Source organism: Cryobacterium sp. 10I5 (assembly GCF_035019865.1).
Lineage (GTDB): Bacteria > Actinomycetota > Actinomycetes > Actinomycetales > Microbacteriaceae > Cryobacterium > Cryobacterium breve_A.
Genome location: NZ_JASJVI010000087.1, coordinates 1 through 15529 on the forward strand (window position 1 = coordinate 1; position 15529 = coordinate 15529).

Annotated in this window: 15 protein-coding genes and 1 pseudogene; 4 read left to right on the plus strand and 12 right to left on the minus strand. The window is 62.8% G+C overall.

Annotated elements, in window-relative coordinates; all coding sequences use genetic code 11:
- Positions 1 to 78: 78 nt before the first annotated feature.
- Positions 79 to 495: pseudogene (locus QN350_RS16390) on the plus strand (Tn3 family transposase); the annotation flags it as partial.
- A 34-nt stretch (positions 496 to 529) separates the two neighbouring features.
- Here the strand turns inward: QN350_RS16390 and QN350_RS16395 are convergent.
- From QN350_RS16395 to QN350_RS16450, 12 genes are all read right to left on the minus strand, one after another.
- Positions 530 to 1012, minus strand: a complete 483-nt coding sequence (locus QN350_RS16395; protein ID WP_322140490.1) for a DUF4913 domain-containing protein — start codon at positions 1010 to 1012, stop codon at positions 530 to 532.
- Positions 1005 to 2714 carry a TraM recognition domain-containing protein gene (locus QN350_RS16400; protein WP_322140491.1) on the minus strand — a complete coding sequence of 570 codons (1710 nt, stop codon included), beginning with the start codon at positions 2712 to 2714 and terminating at the stop codon, positions 1005 to 1007. The genes QN350_RS16395 and QN350_RS16400 overlap by 8 nt, the downstream gene beginning before the upstream one ends.
- Positions 2711 to 3217, minus strand: a complete 507-nt coding sequence (locus QN350_RS16405; RefSeq protein WP_322140492.1) for a hypothetical protein — start codon at positions 3215 to 3217, stop codon at positions 2711 to 2713. The genes QN350_RS16400 and QN350_RS16405 overlap by 4 nt, the downstream gene beginning before the upstream one ends.
- A gap of 99 nt (positions 3218 to 3316) precedes the next feature.
- Positions 3317 to 3571, minus strand: a complete 255-nt coding sequence (locus tag QN350_RS16410) for a hypothetical protein (RefSeq protein WP_322140493.1) — start codon at positions 3569 to 3571, stop codon at positions 3317 to 3319.
- A 79-nt stretch (positions 3572 to 3650) separates the two neighbouring features.
- Positions 3651 to 4088: a hypothetical protein gene (locus QN350_RS16415; protein ID WP_322140494.1), complete on the minus strand. Its 438-nt coding sequence runs from the start codon at positions 4086 to 4088 to the stop codon at positions 3651 to 3653.
- A complete protein-coding gene (locus QN350_RS16420) occupies positions 4088 to 5146 on the minus strand; it encodes a hypothetical protein (protein WP_322140495.1) in 1059 nt (352 codons plus the stop codon). Before QN350_RS16420 ends, QN350_RS16415 begins: the two co-directional genes overlap by 1 nt.
- An 18-nt stretch (positions 5147 to 5164) precedes the next feature.
- A complete protein-coding gene (locus QN350_RS16425; RefSeq protein ID WP_322140496.1) occupies positions 5165 to 6694 on the minus strand; it encodes an ATP/GTP-binding protein in 1530 nt (509 codons plus the stop codon).
- Entirely contained in the window at positions 6691 to 8418 is a 1728-nt protein-coding gene (locus QN350_RS16430) for a hypothetical protein (RefSeq protein WP_322140497.1), read from the minus strand. Before QN350_RS16430 ends, QN350_RS16425 begins: the two co-directional genes overlap by 4 nt.
- Positions 8393 to 9820 (minus strand): hypothetical protein, encoded by a 1428-nt coding sequence (locus tag QN350_RS16435; RefSeq protein WP_322140498.1) that lies wholly within the window; start codon positions 9818 to 9820, stop codon positions 8393 to 8395. Before QN350_RS16435 ends, QN350_RS16430 begins: the two co-directional genes overlap by 26 nt.
- A gap of 62 nt (positions 9821 to 9882) precedes the next feature.
- Positions 9883 to 10596, minus strand: a complete 714-nt coding sequence (locus tag QN350_RS16440; protein WP_322140499.1) for a hypothetical protein — start codon at positions 10594 to 10596, stop codon at positions 9883 to 9885.
- A 23-nt stretch (positions 10597 to 10619) separates the two neighbouring features.
- Positions 10620 to 10952, minus strand: coding sequence for a hypothetical protein (locus tag QN350_RS16445; RefSeq protein WP_322140500.1), 333 nt, complete (start codon positions 10950 to 10952; stop codon positions 10620 to 10622).
- 13 nt (positions 10953 to 10965) lie between these two features.
- A complete protein-coding gene (locus tag QN350_RS16450) occupies positions 10966 to 11829 on the minus strand; it encodes a hypothetical protein (RefSeq protein WP_322140501.1) in 864 nt (287 codons plus the stop codon).
- A 652-nt stretch (positions 11830 to 12481) separates the two neighbouring features.
- Here QN350_RS16450 and QN350_RS16455 point away from each other — a divergent pair.
- From QN350_RS16455 to QN350_RS16465, 3 genes are all read left to right on the plus strand, one after another.
- The gene (locus QN350_RS16455; RefSeq protein WP_322140502.1) at positions 12482 to 12793 is read left to right on the plus strand and encodes a hypothetical protein; all 312 of its coding nucleotides are present in this window, start codon (positions 12482 to 12484) and stop codon (positions 12791 to 12793) included.
- Between the two features lie 310 nt (positions 12794 to 13103).
- Positions 13104 to 13280 (plus strand): hypothetical protein, encoded by a 177-nt coding sequence (locus tag QN350_RS16460; RefSeq protein WP_322140503.1) that lies wholly within the window; start codon positions 13104 to 13106, stop codon positions 13278 to 13280.
- Positions 13281 to 13553: 273 nt separating this feature from the next.
- Positions 13554 to 15443, plus strand: coding sequence for a hypothetical protein (locus tag QN350_RS16465; protein WP_323503289.1), 1890 nt, complete (start codon positions 13554 to 13556; stop codon positions 15441 to 15443).
- Positions 15444 to 15529: the final 86 nt, after the last annotated feature.

Consider the following 15529-nt stretch of genomic DNA (forward strand, 5'->3'; position numbering starts at 1 on the left):
ACGGCACACTAGAACCACACGAGAGTGGCCCTGTTTTCAGTTGGCAGAAGTGGCCCTATTTTCGGTTGGCGTTAACAACTCCGAGAACTCGGCCGAATCGAACGAACCCTCTTCCTCCTCGACTGGCTACAGAACCCCGAACTACGCCGCACTGTCACCGCAGGCCTAAACAAAGGCGAAGCACGCAATACCCTCGCCCGGGCCGTGTTCTTCAACCGGTTCGGCGAAATCTGCGACCGCTCCTTCGAACAACAGCGTTACCGCGCCTCAAGGTTGAATCTGCTCACCGACGCGATCGTGCTCTGGAACACTGTCTACCTCGACCGCGCCATCGCCGCCCTGGGGCAAACACAGGCACCATCAGCACCGGAACTGCTGCGCTACCTCTCACCGCTGAGCCGGAAACACATCAACCTCACCGGCAACTCCACCTGGCCCCGCACCACCCACAAGCCCGGCCGCTACCGACCTCTCCGACACCCCACTAACCCTTAGCGTCGGATAGTTCACGAATTCACAAGCCATCCCTCTATAGCCTTACTGGTGGTTGCCATTCGTCTGGAGGCAGAACTGGGGCAATGGCAGCGATGTTTGTGTTGCGGGTTCGTTGGGTCAGATGGCCTTTGGTCATGGAGCAGTCTTTGAACGGGCCAGTCTGGCCGTTGAAGAGGACGGCTCGGTGTGCGTCCCAGTGCCGCAGCCACCAATCCGACAGGGCCCCGAGCGACTCGCTCGTGGCCACTTCCTGGTGGGCCAGAAACAGCGCCCACAGTCGGGCGTTTACTTCCGGGTGTAGCCACCACTCGGGGCACCACGGCGCGGACTCGCGACTATCGGTTACCTCGACCGTGCGGAAGTGCTCCGCGAACCAATCCAAAAAAGCGGCCCGGTTATCTATGGTTTCTTCATTGCCGGCCACTTCGGAGGTTTCGTCGTTCACAGCATCGCGCTCGTCGTCCGTGAGCGCATCTATTTCCTCCGCTGTCAGACCGGTCACATCACCCTCACTCATGGATTACTACTTTCTCGGGTGTCGTGGCCGCACTAGCGGGTGCACTACCGGCAGCGACGCGGGCTTTCAACGCAGTATCGGTGAACCAGGGAACGGTCTGCACCATCACTGGACGAGACTTCGAGTTGAAAACGATCGCTCGCCACTGGGGCAGAGCGGCCAGGGCGGCAACGTCCATCGTGCTCACCTTCCGGGTGTTGGTCGAGGTGGACATAGCGCCGTCACGGCCGGTGGAGCTGCCATAGGTGATTTCGTCGTGTTCACCGATCAATGCGGCGATCGTTTTGAGAAATTCGTCGTCCAGGACACCGCCACCGAAGACACGGTTGGAGGCGGCGTCCCAGAGGGTACCCCAGCCTTCGCGGCCGAACGCTTCGATTCCTTGGGCGCGGGACTGGAAATAGGTGTTGAGGATGATCCCGAGGGAGCCGTAGTACGAGTACACCGACGGCAGCTCAGGCCACTTGACGATGTTGGCGCACTCGTCCAGCTCCATCACCAGCGGCACGGTGAGGCGGCCACCGTTGCTTTCAGCGGCCCGCTGCGCGGTCTTGCAAATCGTCCGGACCAGAGCCGTCAGCAGGGCACCGCCGGAGCCTTCACCATCTTTGGAGAGCAGCACGAGAGTGTCACTGCTGGTGATGAATTCCGCCGGCTGGAATCTGCGGATCCCTTCGGTCGAAGTCCACAGCAGCAGCTCATCGTCAGCGAGGGCGGATGCCATGCGCTGCGCGGTAGCGAAGACACTGCCCCGGGTCTTTTCCGGTGACAGCATGACTCCGGCTATGGCATCCGCCGGTCCCTGCTTGCCGTGCTCTTCCAAGATCGCTTGAACGTCCTTGCCCAGCCCCCGTGCAATCCAGGTATAGACCATCGACAACGGCTGGTTTTCCAGCTTTGCGGCCAGGAAAAAATACGCTAGCAAGTCCCGGCCGGAGGTGTCGAATTGGGCATCCCCGCCCCTATCCGATGCCTTCCGGGTGGAGGCTTCGAAGATCGCGGCTAGCTCTTTGGCGTCGGCCGCGTTCTCGATGTAGTCCAGAGGGTTGAAGATGAAATCGGGGGTGAAGTCCCGCCGGTAGATGCGGTTGGGGTCGAAGATGAACGCGCGGCCGCGGTCATGCCTGCCGGCCAATGTTTCGCGGACGCCGTCGACCTTGTTTGAGGTCATGATCGCCGGTCCTGGTGCTTCGATCATGTGCCGGATGACGATGCCGGACGTTTTTCCGCGGCCGGGCCCGAACACGTACACGCCCAGCTCACGCCAGCCCTGCAGTACCCATTTCTTCGTCCCGATCAGCTGGCCCACGCTCTGCCCTGCCGGCAGGGACTCGGCGTGCGGGTGGAGCTGCGCGGCTTCCTTGGTGCGTGCCTTCTGGCGCAGTACTGCGGACTGTTTGCGGGTGGCCATGTGCGCGATTGCGGCGTTGCCGCGCTTGTTCGCGGCCCGTCTCGCCAGCCAGGCCATGAGCCCCACGAACACGACCAGTGCGAGAATCAGCGCGACGACAGAGGCCCCCGTCGCTGCTGGCGGCCAGGGCGCGCCCCGGAGGACCATATCGCCCAGGAGTGTGAAGAAGTTCCAGGAGTAGGTGTGGCCGGTGGGGGTGAGAGCTGCCCCGACGTGTACCGCGAGGTAGAGCCCGCCCAGGATGAGGGCGGCCAGGACCCCGGTCAGCCACTTACCCTTGGTGTCGATCACGCGCCGTCATCCAGGTTGACGGTGATGGTTGTGCCGGGCGGGAACATTGAGAAGTCGTCAAAATCGACGCGGTAGGCCACGGGGAGCAGACCGATATGCCAGTGCTTCAACCACTTCCCGTAGCTGGAGTAATGATGCGGCCCGTGTGGTGCGTAGACGAGGACGGACTGATCGAACGTGGCCAGGGTTTCCAACCAGTCCGCGGGGTGATCGTCGGTGAACACTCCCGCTCCGATGACCGGGTGGTCGCGGCGGAACGAGTTCGCCTTAGCTGTGATCAGTTGTACTTCCCCAGGAACGATGACGCTCAGTGCGATGTTGGAGAGGAACGGGATTTCGAGCTGGTCGTCACCACGGCGGATCGCGGCTCCCAGGTCTACCAAGCCCAGGGTGAGGGGGTCGATACCGTGAGCGCGGAGATCTCCGCCGGTGGTATAGACGCCGGCACGGTTGCCGGCTTCCGGGAGGGCCGCGAGGCGGCCCCATTCATCTTCGGTATCCATGGTTGGTCCCTTCGTTAGCTGGTTTTAGGTCGGTGCAGGATCGAGCGCGCTGGCCGCGTTTGGTCGTGGGTTCCTGCGAACCGTGTGGCGATCGCGGTTTCAGGCAAGTCGCACCACCAAGGAGCCGGCGGCCGCACCCACAGTCCCGACGAAGACGGTAATGATTGCCCAGCGCTGCACGTTGGCAGTGGTGCGCCGGCGCTGCTTCACCGTGACGACCACGAACACGGTTGCCGCCACCAACGCTCCCAGCACGCCGAGTCCGACCAGGGTGTAGCAGAGGGCTGCGAACTCTTCTGAGCTGGGGATGCGGGGCACAGGGGGCTGCGGTTTGAGCACGTTTATGCGCATCATGAGCTGGCCTTTGCCGGTGCAACTTTCAGAGCCGGGCGGGGGGCCCATTCATCCTCGGTGTTCATCGTTGATCCCTTCGTTAGCTGGTCTTGAGTCGGTGCAGGATTGAGCGTGCTAGGCGCGCTTCGTTGTCGGCTCCTGCGAACCGTTCCGCGATCGACACGTCGACGCCGGTCATCACGGCCATTTCTGAGGGCGTCACCCGGCTCTCGGCCAGGCGCTGCAGCAGGGCGTAGCGCTCCGGCCGGGTGGTCACGTCGTACGTTTTCGCGACCCGGTAGGCCTCGTGCAACCAGTCCAGGACCGAGCGCACGGCGCACACGTCGCCGTCAATGTCCACGCCGTCGAGCCGGTAGAGCACCTGCACGGGCTCTGTGGTTATTCCCGCCAGGTCCTCGGTGTGACGGCGCAGCGCGACGTCCAGCCACAGGTCCACGGTGACGACGTCATGCCCGGTGTTTGTAATGGTCCATTCTTCGTTGGCGAGGTTGGCGATCGAGGTTGTTTTATCCGGCATCAGGCACCGGCTTTCAGGGATCCGGTGAAGGCGGGATCAACCTGCACGTGAACGTGATTGCAGGTGTCCTCGAACTGACGCACACCCGCCAGCTCCAGAGAGGTCCCCGCTTGTGCACGGCACTGCACCTGGCCTGTGGCGGAGCCCTCAGGCATCAGCGGTAGCAGGGTTTTTAGGAGCTTAATTGCGTTAGTGTCCGCGCCCGTTGTCGGGGTGCGGTCCAGGGAGTAGAAGTCCACGGCGTGGCCGCCCCCGTTGGCCCAGTGGGAGCTGTCCGGGTTGCCGAGGTATTGGTTGGTGCAGAGCCGGTTAATGTCGGAGATCCCGACGCTGCCAAACGTGCTGACGGCAATGGTGATGACCTGCAAAATGGCCAGGTTGATTCCGCAGTTCGCGTGGACCTCGCCCGCGGCGATCCAACGGATTTCTTTCAAGTGGTCGGGCGCGATCCCGGTGATGTTGCCCGCGTCGATCTTGGCGACCAGGGCGGCCGCGAGCTGCTGCGCGGTGCCGCCCACCGCTGACGCCGCACAGGCAGAGTCGCCGCCCACGAGAGCGGCCACGACAGCCCCCGCCGGCGCGTAGTAGGGCGTGTAATGGTCAGGATCCGCGTTGATTTGTACGGCGTGAGCTGCCGCGGTGGGCGTCAACGTCTCCCAGTTCGGTACTTTCACCAGGCGTTCAAAGAAGAAACCGGCCGACACGGTCGGATTCAACCGCTGCGCCAGCGTGCCCCACGTGTCCCGCTGTTGGAACAGGCCCCGAGAATCCGGGCCTGCCAGGTCGCCGTAGTCGATATTGCGCAGGGCTGACTCCCCCATGGCCGTCATCACGGCCAACGTTTGACCCTGAACGTTCACGCCCCGGGCAGAGCCGGCATTCATGATCGCCGCGGCGTTCACGAGCTGGTCACCCGAATACCCCGCCACCGTACCGCCGGACGTGCTCGCTGTCGCTGCGGCCGCGCACGAACTCTTCCCGCCGCCGGTGACGACCACGATGCCGCTAAAGACGAACACCAGTGCGATCAGTAGGGCAACGCCCCCGAGTTTCCCCATAATGTTCCCCTCCCCCGGTTACGCCGTCGCCGCGCCGGCAGCCATGGCCTCGTCCGTGTTGGTCACGTCAATTTCCCAATCGGAGCGGACGTGGCGCATGTGCGTTTCGGGGTTGGAGCCGTACTTGAACACGCAGTTTCCGGGGTTCAAATTCATTAGCGTCTCGGCGGTATCCGGGGCGAAGTTGAACGTCTGAGTGACCCACCGGGCGTCCTCGTCGCGGTCCTGCCGGAACGCGTAAACCGTCTGTGCTTCCTGGACAACGGTGTAGCCGGGGCTGTCTTCTGGAATGTCGGTGCCCTTGTGCATCACGAACACGTTGGAGATACCCAGCGAGCGGGAGAGCTTCTGATTGGCTTTGACCAGGCGAGCGGACGGGCCGCCGATCATGTGCCAACCCTCTTCATAGACAACATTGGTGATGTACCCGCGCTCGGCCCTCAACCGGCCCATCAGCCACATGTTGCCGATCGCCATGACCGTGGGCACCGCAGGGCCGTCGTCGGGCAGCTGAGACACGTCGAAGATCGTCAGCTTGTGTGCCAGGTCAACGTTTCGGCTGGTCTCGCCGTCGAATACTCCCGCGTAGGTTTCCAACAGGTTCTCCAGGCCGAAACGGATCGACAAACCCGCCTGGTGGAATCGTTCCTTCGCACGGTCGGACAGGTGCTGATCCATCGGAACGTCGCCCAGATGCGGCAGCAAATCCGCCGTGGTGGCCGGACGCGTAGTGCCGGCCACGTCCCGCTGGATAAACAATTCCTGCAAGGCGAAGCGGGTTGCTTTCTCTTCCCACTCCGAAGCCGGCAGGTCATTGCGGGCAGTGCGCGCAACCGCGTTGATCAACAGCATTTGGCCCTGCAGGCCCGTACCTTGCGCGATCAGGGGGTCCATCAGGTTCAAGCGGGTGCCGGAACCGTCCGGGTCGAACCGCAACGGTTCTGCGCCCAAGCGGCGGGCCACGGAGGAGTATTCACCCTCGCCCCCCTGGTCCTTCTTGTCAAACACCACCGCACGGTGATTGCGCATCAGCAACGGCCGCATAACCATCACCGTTTTGGTGAACGATGACTTGCCAGAACCCACCGTGCCCAAAACCAGCACGTTAGGGCTGGTGATACGCCTAGGCGTCATGTTGTACGCGGTCGGTGCGTCGTGGCAGATCATCGTCGACGACAGATTGTCTGTCCCGTTGACGACTCCCTCGATCCCGGTCGGGGCACCGATGATGCCCGTATTCAAAATCTCCGCCTGCCGTGTCGTCGTCGGCGCCCCAGCCAGGGCGGGTGCGTACCAGCCGCGGGCGGCCGCGGAGGGCGACGAGCGCAGCCGGGAACCGGGCAGGCTAAACGGTGTCACGTCTAGCGGCGCATGGCTTCCATCCGTTGCCGCACTCTCGGTACCGGTCAGCGCCGGGGCCAAAGCCTCCGGCGGGACGAACATTTTCAGGAACGGAATCTTGGCCAGGCGCGGCTGCCGGCGCGGCATATCCACGTCTTCGACGGCGGCAGATGCGGCCGGCTTGGTCTTGATTCGGGTGTTGCTCATGAGATAGCTTCTTTCTCGCTCCGGCCGGCCAGGCGGCCAATGAAGCGGGTTGCGAAGGACGCCGAGTCAGCGCGGAGCCCGCGCCCAATCGGCCAAGTGCTGCCAGAAGCCGCGGCTTGAAAGGAGTCCTGCCAGTCCAGACGGTCAATTCCTAAACCCGTTGAGCAGGCTTCTTCGAGCTGCCGGGACGCTTGCGCGAGCTCGTCGCGGCTACCGGCAGAAATGGTGATGTAACCCACCCAGGAAACGCCGTGGTGGTGAGACCCGGCGGACAAGTCCGCGGCGCGGCGCTGCGCGGCCGACATGCGGGTGGTCGAGTCGTCAGAGACCAAACGCCCCTTCTCCTGGTCAGCAACAACACCAGCCATATCGCGCACCACGTCCGCGCGCGCGGCGGCTTTAGCCTGACCCGCGGGCACCAAGTGCAAGTGGAAGGAAACCGTGCGGACAAACGTCAGTTCCCGCCCGATGAGCAAGTCCAAGCTCCACAACGGAGACCGGCCAGCAACAGCCAGGTTCTCCCCATGGATCGCCGCAGTACGGTGCCACCAGGTCACCGCCGGAGCGTTCTCGTCTGACTCCCCCGGATGCACGAACGTGGGATCGAAGCTCTCGACCACATGCGCCGAGAACTCATCATGCGAGGCCAACCCGAACTGTGTTGGCTCGACCTGGCGCACCAGGTCAATGGGCATGCTCGGGTTTTGCTGGTGAATAATCAGCGCGGCCGTCTGCTTGGCCGTCAACGCGACCACGTCCCCCTCACGCGCGTCTGTCAGACCGCGCACAGTAGCCCTGATCTCATCGTCCATCAGAGCCCGCCAGGCGTCACGACCCGTACCAAACTTCTCGGCCGCATCAGTGAACTGCTGAGTCAGAGGCCAGGACACGACGACGTAGTGCCGCTGCACCATGGCGTCCGCGCTGGCCCGGCGGATGACCTGGTCATAGGACCTGGTCTGCGCGTAGAAGGATTCCCGCTGCGCGTCGGTCCACGGCTGCTCAGCCGATTCGGTCTCTAGACGATTGGTCACCCAGAGTTGCTGCCTGGCCGAGTCCGGCGGCAGCACGCGCGTGAGCGGCTGAATGTCGCTGATCAGCGAGGACGGCGAGGCCCGGCGGGCCAAGAACCGCCCCCAGCCCGCGGACGCCCTCATGAGGGCCTGTGCGGTCTCCATCCCCCGAAGCTGCCCGGAAACGCTGAACGCGACCGAGAGGTAGGGCTGCTGCCCAATCGGGGCATGCCAGGCGATACCAGGTAGGTTAGCGGCGTACTGCAACCAGCCCATCCCGTCGGCGCCGTCCGGGTTCGCCCTCATCTGAGCCAGGGCGCGGGACGCGGCGGCCTTCTCTGCCTTGGTTCCGGTTATGGCGAGCTGCTGCAGCCGGGCCCACTCCTCATCGTCGTACGGCGTGTACACGTCCGTGCCCAGACGTTGACGTGAACGCCACCGTGACCGCTTCGCACGGCGCTGAACGATGGTGCCCCGATGTGTGCGCGCGGTGACGAGCATGGTCACCCCGGCCCCGCCGGCCGCGATCAGGAGCACGACCAGGGAACTAGTCAGCGCCATACCGACGATGCCGCCCACCATGAACACGGCCAGGCCAATGGTGCGGCCCTTCGAGGAGGTGCCGCCGAAGAAGGACCGGTGACCCGCTTCGCCGCCGAGGTAGCGAATCGCACTCTCTCTGGTGTTACTCATGAGGTCGAGTTCTTCCATAGCGCTCGTGCGCGTCCTGGTCATCCACTGGCTCTGCCGCGGCCGCGCCCACCGCATCAGTGGTCCTCTTCGTCGCTGAAGCGGCGGCTGAACCCGCCGCGAGAGCGCCGGCCATAGCCATCGTGGGAACACCCACGACAGCACCCACACCCGTTGCCGACTCGGCCGCGCCCGCGGACGCCAAACCACCCTCAGCGGCTGCAGCGGTACCGCCCGCCGCAACGCCAGCACTCCCACCGCCTCCCGCACCAGTACTGCCGTTCATTGCGGCGCTGATCGAAGAGCTGGCCTCTTCCTCTTCGCCGCCTCCGCCGCTGGAGCCGAAAGCACTGGAGGGACTTGCGACGCCGGCACTCGATGACGATGAACCGCCGCCCCTGCTCTCGCCACCAATGTCAGAGGTCGAGCTAGAGCCCGAGTTGCTGAGTTTGGAATCCGCTTGCTGCATGGAACTGGACCCGATCGTGCCCCCGCCGCTTGGCGCGCCGCCACCCCCGCCCATGGGCAGAACCGGAGCGAACTTCATCAGCAGCACCGGCGACAGGCCGGCGATCAGCAGCGCCAGAATCGAGACCACCAGCGTCACCGTGCGTTCAAGCGTCGGAGTGGTACCGAACACGTCGATGGAGCTGGAAACCATTTGATAGGCAATGGCGAGCATGAAAAACAGCAGTGGGTGAGACGCCAGAATGCCAAACCAGAGGTAAGAAATCTTCAAGCCGAAAGCACGTTTGGTCGGATCAACGATCCACACCAGCCCCAGGGGGAACAACACCCCCGAGAAGTACAACGTGATGAGCTGCACAATCAGGATCAACACCACCACGAGCAGCCCGCAAATCATGAAGAACATCAAAATGATGCCCACGATCGCGCCACCGGCCAGGCCCGCTCCTTTATCGCCCTGTCCCAACATCGCGGAGAACTTGTCCACGATCGTTTGAGAGGACGTGTTGATTCCCCACGCTATGAGAGAGTCCGAGAGGGAGCCGAAGAATTTCACCAGGACCGCGCCCAGTGCTGGCCCGAACGCTGCGCCAACCAGGAACAGGGGCGCGTACAAGCCCAACGATTCCGCCAAGTCACGGCCCGACTGTTGCCCGCGCGCCGTCCGAACGAACTGCGGGATGAGCAACGACGCGAGGACGAAAACGGCGAGTCCGAAACTGATTCGATATGAGCTGATGAACCACTCAGCCGTCAGATCGGGCAGGGTCGCATGCGTGATCGCCGGCAACACGTCATCAGACAACCCTTTGGCACCGTCCTGCAGCATCTGGAACGAGTTGCCCGCAGGGTCCGACCAGAAATCCGCGAATCCCTTGGCCGTCTGGACTGCGCCGCCGACGGCATTGCCAACACCATTCACAGCATCACTCACACCGTTGACTGCGTCACTCACGCCGCAAACGATGAAGTTATCCGTGCAGCCTGCGCCTGCGGCGGCGACTGTACCTTCGGGCATCAGCAGCCTCCGGTGAAGCGATTGCCTCCTGCGGCCAGCTTGTCCTGGTCGGGCGTGCCTCCAGATAGGAGATGCCAGCTGTCAGCTTCCCAAATCATGGTCATACTGATTACTGCTACTTTGCTGGAACTGAGTTCACCGTTGATCACGTATTCCGCAGCCAGGTTTACTTTTACCTGGTCGCCGTCACTTCCTTCAGATATCGACCACAGTCCGTTTGTGGTTGATAGGTGATACGGCGTTCCTTCGGGCACCTTCCCACCGGTCATATCCGGGGCAGCGGAATAGCTGGCCGCCAGGTTCTTGAAAGAATCGTTGGCCGATTTAGCCATAATTCCGGCGCTCACCGCATTCGCTTCGGCTGCTGCGGGGTGAGGAGACTGCCACAGCCAGCGATAGATGGAGGCGGCAACTTCCACGGCACCAAATGAGGTGTGCTTTGCCGATTTTTGGGCGGCGACGACCATGTCTGCGGTGCGGTCTTGTCCGCCGAGGCAGCCGGTAGGCGCTGCGCCGTTATCAGCATCTCCCGCGCCGGAAGTTCCCGCGGTCGCGGGTGCGGATGTGCTCGGTTCATTTGATGCCACAGCGGTGGATGTGCCGCCTGGTTGGGCGGCCGAGTAGGCGATGCCGCCGGCTACGACGGCGACGACCAGGGCTGCGGCGATGACATAGGGCCACCGGCTGCGGCCGGATTTGGTGTACATACGCATGCTGCGCCTCCTAAGGGTTGCGGTTAGCCGACGAAACTGAGGATCGCGCCCACGATCAGTGCGAGAGCGGCGAGTCCCGCCAGGGAGACGGCTGCCCACAGGGCTTTCTTACGGCCTTGAGCGTGCTGCTGCGGGTTCGGGTTGGCGTCACTGGAAGCGCCTGCCATGCTCACCAAACCCAGGGCCAGGTAGACGATGGATATGAGGATCGCGATTCCCCAAATGGCGGTGATGAGCTTTTGCCAGAGCTGGGTGAACTGTGCTCCGCCGAACGAGAAATCGGGGATCAACCCATTGAGGGGGTTGTCCACGGAAAGGGGCAGGTTCGTGAGGGCGGTGTAAATCAGGTCGTTCATTGGTGTGTGCCTTTCAACGGTCGGTCGAGACCGTATTTTTGAGGGAAATGACGACGGCCGCCGCGGCGGCCGCGAAGGCGTCACGTGTCGCGGGAGCGAGCTTGGCGAGGGTGATTTGCTGACGCTCTGCAATGTGAGCGTCGTAGGGAACTTCGTGCAGGGACGTAACGCCGGCCTGAGTCAGCAAACGCGCAACCTCATCGGTGACGGCTTTGTTTTCCGGGCGGCCGTCCGTGAGCCGGATGGCGATCGCGGTGTCTGCCAGGCGCTGGGGTTGGCCACCAGCGGCGCGCAGCTCCTCGAGTAGCTGGATCGCTTCCAGGACCGAATCCCCGGCGTTCATGACCGGGATGACGAGCACATCGGCGACGGAGACCGCGCCCTGGAAAGCGGATGAGGTGGTGACGTTGCCCGAGTCCATGACGCGGATTCCGTAGAACTCATCGATGACATTGCAGAGCGAGATCACGGCCTCACCGGTGAGGCGATCCCGCCGTCCAGTCGAGGCGATCACATCGGCAAAGGACGTTTGCGGGGCGGTGTATCCGTGGAGCCGGCCGGCGGTCTTGACCTGGCCAATATCGCGCACCAGCTCCCCCAAGCCCAGCTTCGGGTTCCCTTCGGCCCGGTAGCCCAGCGCTCCCGGATCGTCGGAGACTTCCAGGACCGCCGTTGATCCCCCACGGATGGACGCGATGACACCTGCGAGGATGACCGCTGTGGGCGTCTTCCCCGTCCCACCCTTGGGGTTATTCACCAGGACGGAAACGGCGCGCGTCCACGTCGCCTGCCGCACCACGGTCTCAGCCGCCAGACGCGCCGACGCAACACGGCGGGCCTCCACTTCCTCCGGGCTCGGCTTGACCGGGAACCCCATTCTGGCCAGAGCGCCGCGGAAACCCGTGGTGGCCTTTCCCGAGTCGGTCGCAGTCGATGCTGCTGCCGGTCCCCCGAACAAGACTGATGTTGAATCAGCCGGCACGGACGATTCCGCAAAGGCGTCGGCCGATGACCACGGCGGGATGACGACGAGTGGTGACACAGCCGGGATGTCGGCTTCGAACTGGTCCAGCTCCGCTGTTTCCTCGGCTGGTTCCTGCCCCTCTGGTGGGCGCTTCCAGGTGTCCTCTTCGATGTACTGGCTTGCGCGTGCAGCGCCGCCGAAAACAGTGCCTTCATTTCCTTGACTGCTGTCAGCCATAAATTCTCCTACTCGAATAGTTTTTTTACATATTCGAGGGAGATAGAGCAGTCCCCCGACCTCCTCTCCAGTGTCCCATGTTCACGCCGAAAATCCACCCAAACGGGGGTGATTCCCGAAGTTGGGGATATAACTTTTACCTTTTCACCGGGAAATTGAACATGTGTCCCCCAAAGTGCCGACACAGACTGAGGTCCACGTCGCTTATACCATGTGCCACGGACACTCAAACGTGATGCCCATGTTTGTTGGATATGGCCATGAACGCCCCGCCATCGCCTACTTCAGCCCTCACCAGAACGTTGGGAGTTCCGACAAAATGAACGACATGCCTGGAATCAATGCCCCCGAACGGGTCGACCGTTTCCATGAGGCCTATTCCGCCCCCACACGAGCGATCGTGTTGCGCATTCTTCTTAAAAAATCCCGCACGTACACCGAGCTTTTCGACCTCATTCCCGAAGACGTCATGTCTCGTAACTCCGTGCATGAAGCGCTGAAAGACCTAGGCCGGCTCGGCTACGTCCAGGACGACGCCCCAGAGGACAGCAAGCGCAGGCCGGCTAAGACCACGTTCTGGGCCTGCCGCGAACTAATCGCCGACGACCTCGGCGCCACCGTCGCCTACCTCCTCGGCTAACCTCCAGCCCGCTCCGGCTCTTTTCGTGGAGAGCAGAGCTGCCTCATGCTGCTCATGGGCATAACAGAGCAAATGATGCACATCTGGCTGCAGAACGCCGATATTTACGCGTGCCACGACGGCAACCGTTGGGTCATCTGCAAATCTCAGTTGCGCCACAAGCTCGCTTTGACCAGCGATAACCCCGACCGAAATAGCCGTCATCGACACGCCAACGAATGTTGTTTCTTTAAACGAAAATCTGCGGTTAGATAGGCCCATGGCACGCAACGGCATTGGACGACCCAGCAAGGGCGATCGAGACGCGTTCATGACGAAGCCCGCACGCCCGGTCGGTGACGCCATCCGGCGTAACGCCGAGCAGTTAGGCCTCAACTACGGCGAATACATTGCAGGCATCCTTGCCCGCGAGTTGGGGATGCCGGAATACGCCCCTGTTGCCACCCACCCCGCCGACGAGGAGCTGCCCATCGCAGACGTCGCTTAAACGAAAAGACCCGCCGCTTTCGCGACGGGCCTTCTAAGTTTCGTAGCTCAAACCTTCTCTGCTTGCCGGCGACGAGGTTGGAGCCAATCAAAAGATCCGGATGAACCGGAGGCTTTTGTGTACCCACTCCGAGGAGGAGGTGTTCTCATAGTAACCGATGTGCACGTTTTTGACCTAGTACCTGACTTTTCGACTTTTGTGGGCGTGTCTTCCGAAGCATGGGATGCGTGGGCTTTGACGCGTCGGATGAGTCCGCGGGGTCAGGTGCGTGTGATGAAGCGCGATGCGTATGGGCGTGTGGATGAGAACAGTTACCCTCTGATCCACCGGGTCGGTCCTGCCGCACCCACGACGCCTTGGGCGATGAATCTGGCTGATGAGACCGGTTTATTCCGGGTCCTTTGTTTTGACTTCGACGGTAAAGATAAGCACGGTGTTGACGCTGAGTTAATGGAGGAAGCCGTCGATGAGTGCGATGTGCTTTCGGGCATGTTGGGTGCTTTGTCGATTGAGCATGTGGTGTGTCAGTCCTCGGGGACGGGTGGCCGTCATATTTGGCTCGCGCTCCAAGAGGGCGCCTCGAAGGGTGCGGTTGCCCTGGTGGCGGGTGCGGCGCGGGCGAATTTTCGTCGTTTGGACCATGGCATGTTGCTGAACGCTGTCACGGGTGCGGCGCGGCCGCCCTTGTCTCCGCATCGGGATGGGAGCAGTTCCACCGTGTTGCGCGGGAGCCTGAACAGTTTGATCGCCCCGTCAACCACGATCGCAGACCTGGCCGCTTTGGCCGCGGTGCTCGAGGCGCGTAGGCCTTCCCTGCGCGCGGAGGATAGTGCCCCGTCGGGACCGGTCACCGCGCACCACCGGTCGCACCGGCGACTGAGTACGGCTGGCACCGCGCATATGGCCACTATTGATGGTGGCAGTAACCCGAGCTGGACGGGGTTTATGTGTTTGCTGGCGGCGGCGAACGCGGGTTGGCAGCTGGCCGACGTGGAACACGCCGTGAAGAGCGCCCCGGGTTTGGAACATTTCCGGACGAAGAACACGGGGCGCGGTTCTCGCCGGCCCCGGGCCGCAGGCGAGGCGCGTGCCCGGCTCGGCCGGCAGTGGGATAAAGCTCAGCAGTACGCCGCGCTCCAACGCCCCCTGCCGGCTGCACGGGAGCCGCAGGACCTGTCCGAGCTGGACGGGATCGTAACTGACGTCCAGGCCCTCCTGACCCGGTTCCGGGTCAGCCCGGGCCGGTGGGGTCGCACGGAGGCGTCCTCCAATCAGCAAACCATTCTCAGTTCCCTGGCCTACTTGACCTTGCAGACGGGTAAGCGCACTGTGGCCGCCGCGATCCGGGACCTGGGTCCGATGGGGGGCCTGGGACGGACGACCGCAGCAGTGGCTCTCATAGCCCTCGTTAAGGCCGGGTATGTGGAACGGGTCAGTGCTAGCGAGGATGGCAACGCCGCCGAATGGCGCATAGCGTCCACGTTATCCACAGCCCCTCGAACAGTCCGGTCACAACCATTAGATAACCCCCGCCCCCCGAACGAAAATACGTCAGCGTCGGGTCGTTCTGTGGCTGAGCTCTTTAACACCCGGACTCACCTGGTGGCCGTGTTGGAGGAGCAACTCACGGATCAACGACATGATCTCTTCACCCGGCGGGGCCTGGGGCATCTGGCGGGGAAGCTTTATGCCCTGCTGCGCCAGTACCCGAGTCTTACTGTTGACTCCGCTGCTCGTCTTCTGGGCGTCACAGCCCGGCATACGGCCACAATCCTTAGTCGTCTCCGGCGTCACAAGCTCCTGATCGCTCATCGTGATGGGTGGGCCAGGTCCAAGCAGGATCTTCGGAACCAGGCGGCGCTGCAGCTGAACGTGCTGGGAACCCTGTTGGCTCGGGCGGAGCGGTATCGAATCGAGCGGGAGGTGTGGGCGTGGTGGCAAGCGGAACTGTCCACGATGCATTCAGCCCCGAGGAGCCGGCCGAGGCGCCCGCACGTGTCGAGCCGGCCTTTGTTTGAGGCGAGTGGGCCGGGTGAGCGGGTGTGGCCGCGGTATCCGCGGGCCAGTACGAATCGTGCTGATCACCGTGCTGCGCTCGAGTTGGTGGGTGCGGGTGTGCTCAATCCGGAGAACCGGTGGCAGTACTTGGGTGAGGCGGCGTAGCCGGAATTTGATGCTCCTATTGTTGTCAAGCGCTGACTTTGGGTTGTTCACTGAGCCATGTGCGGTAGCGCTCAGAAAGGACTCGA

What these genes read in the sequence shown, in the direction of transcription:
- QN350_RS16415 (WP_322140494.1), bottom strand. Translation starts at nt 4,088, where the DNA reads ATGCCGGATAAAACAACCTCGATCGCCAACCTCGCCAACGAAGAATGG.
- QN350_RS16445 (WP_322140500.1), bottom strand. Translation starts at nt 10,952, where the DNA reads ATGAACGACCTGATTTACACCGCCCTCACGAACCTGCCCCTTTCCGTG.
- QN350_RS16465 (WP_323503289.1), top strand. Translation starts at nt 13,554, where the DNA reads ATGAAGCGCGATGCGTATGGGCGTGTGGATGAGAACAGTTACCCTCTG.
- QN350_RS16395 (WP_322140490.1), bottom strand. Translation starts at nt 1,012, where the DNA reads ATGAGTGAGGGTGATGTGACCGGTCTGACAGCGGAGGAAATAGATGCG.
- QN350_RS16410 (WP_322140493.1), bottom strand. Translation starts at nt 3,571, where the DNA reads ATGATGCGCATAAACGTGCTCAAACCGCAGCCCCCTGTGCCCCGCATC.
- QN350_RS16460 (WP_322140503.1), top strand. Translation starts at nt 13,104, where the DNA reads ATGACGAAGCCCGCACGCCCGGTCGGTGACGCCATCCGGCGTAACGCC.
- QN350_RS16450 (WP_322140501.1), bottom strand. Translation starts at nt 11,829, where the DNA reads ATGGGGTTCCCGGTCAAGCCGAGCCCGGAGGAAGTGGAGGCCCGCCGT.
- QN350_RS16430 (WP_322140497.1), bottom strand. Translation starts at nt 8,418, where the DNA reads ATGGAAGAACTCGACCTCATGAGTAACACCAGAGAGAGTGCGATTCGC.
- QN350_RS16420 (WP_322140495.1), bottom strand. Translation starts at nt 5,146, where the DNA reads ATGGGGAAACTCGGGGGCGTTGCCCTACTGATCGCACTGGTGTTCGTC.
- QN350_RS16425 (WP_322140496.1), bottom strand. Translation starts at nt 6,694, where the DNA reads ATGAGCAACACCCGAATCAAGACCAAGCCGGCCGCATCTGCCGCCGTC.
- QN350_RS16440 (WP_322140499.1), bottom strand. Translation starts at nt 10,596, where the DNA reads ATGCGTATGTACACCAAATCCGGCCGCAGCCGGTGGCCCTATGTCATC.
- QN350_RS16455 (WP_322140502.1), top strand. Translation starts at nt 12,482, where the DNA reads ATGCCTGGAATCAATGCCCCCGAACGGGTCGACCGTTTCCATGAGGCC.
- QN350_RS16405 (WP_322140492.1), bottom strand. Translation starts at nt 3,217, where the DNA reads ATGGATACCGAAGATGAATGGGGCCGCCTCGCGGCCCTCCCGGAAGCC.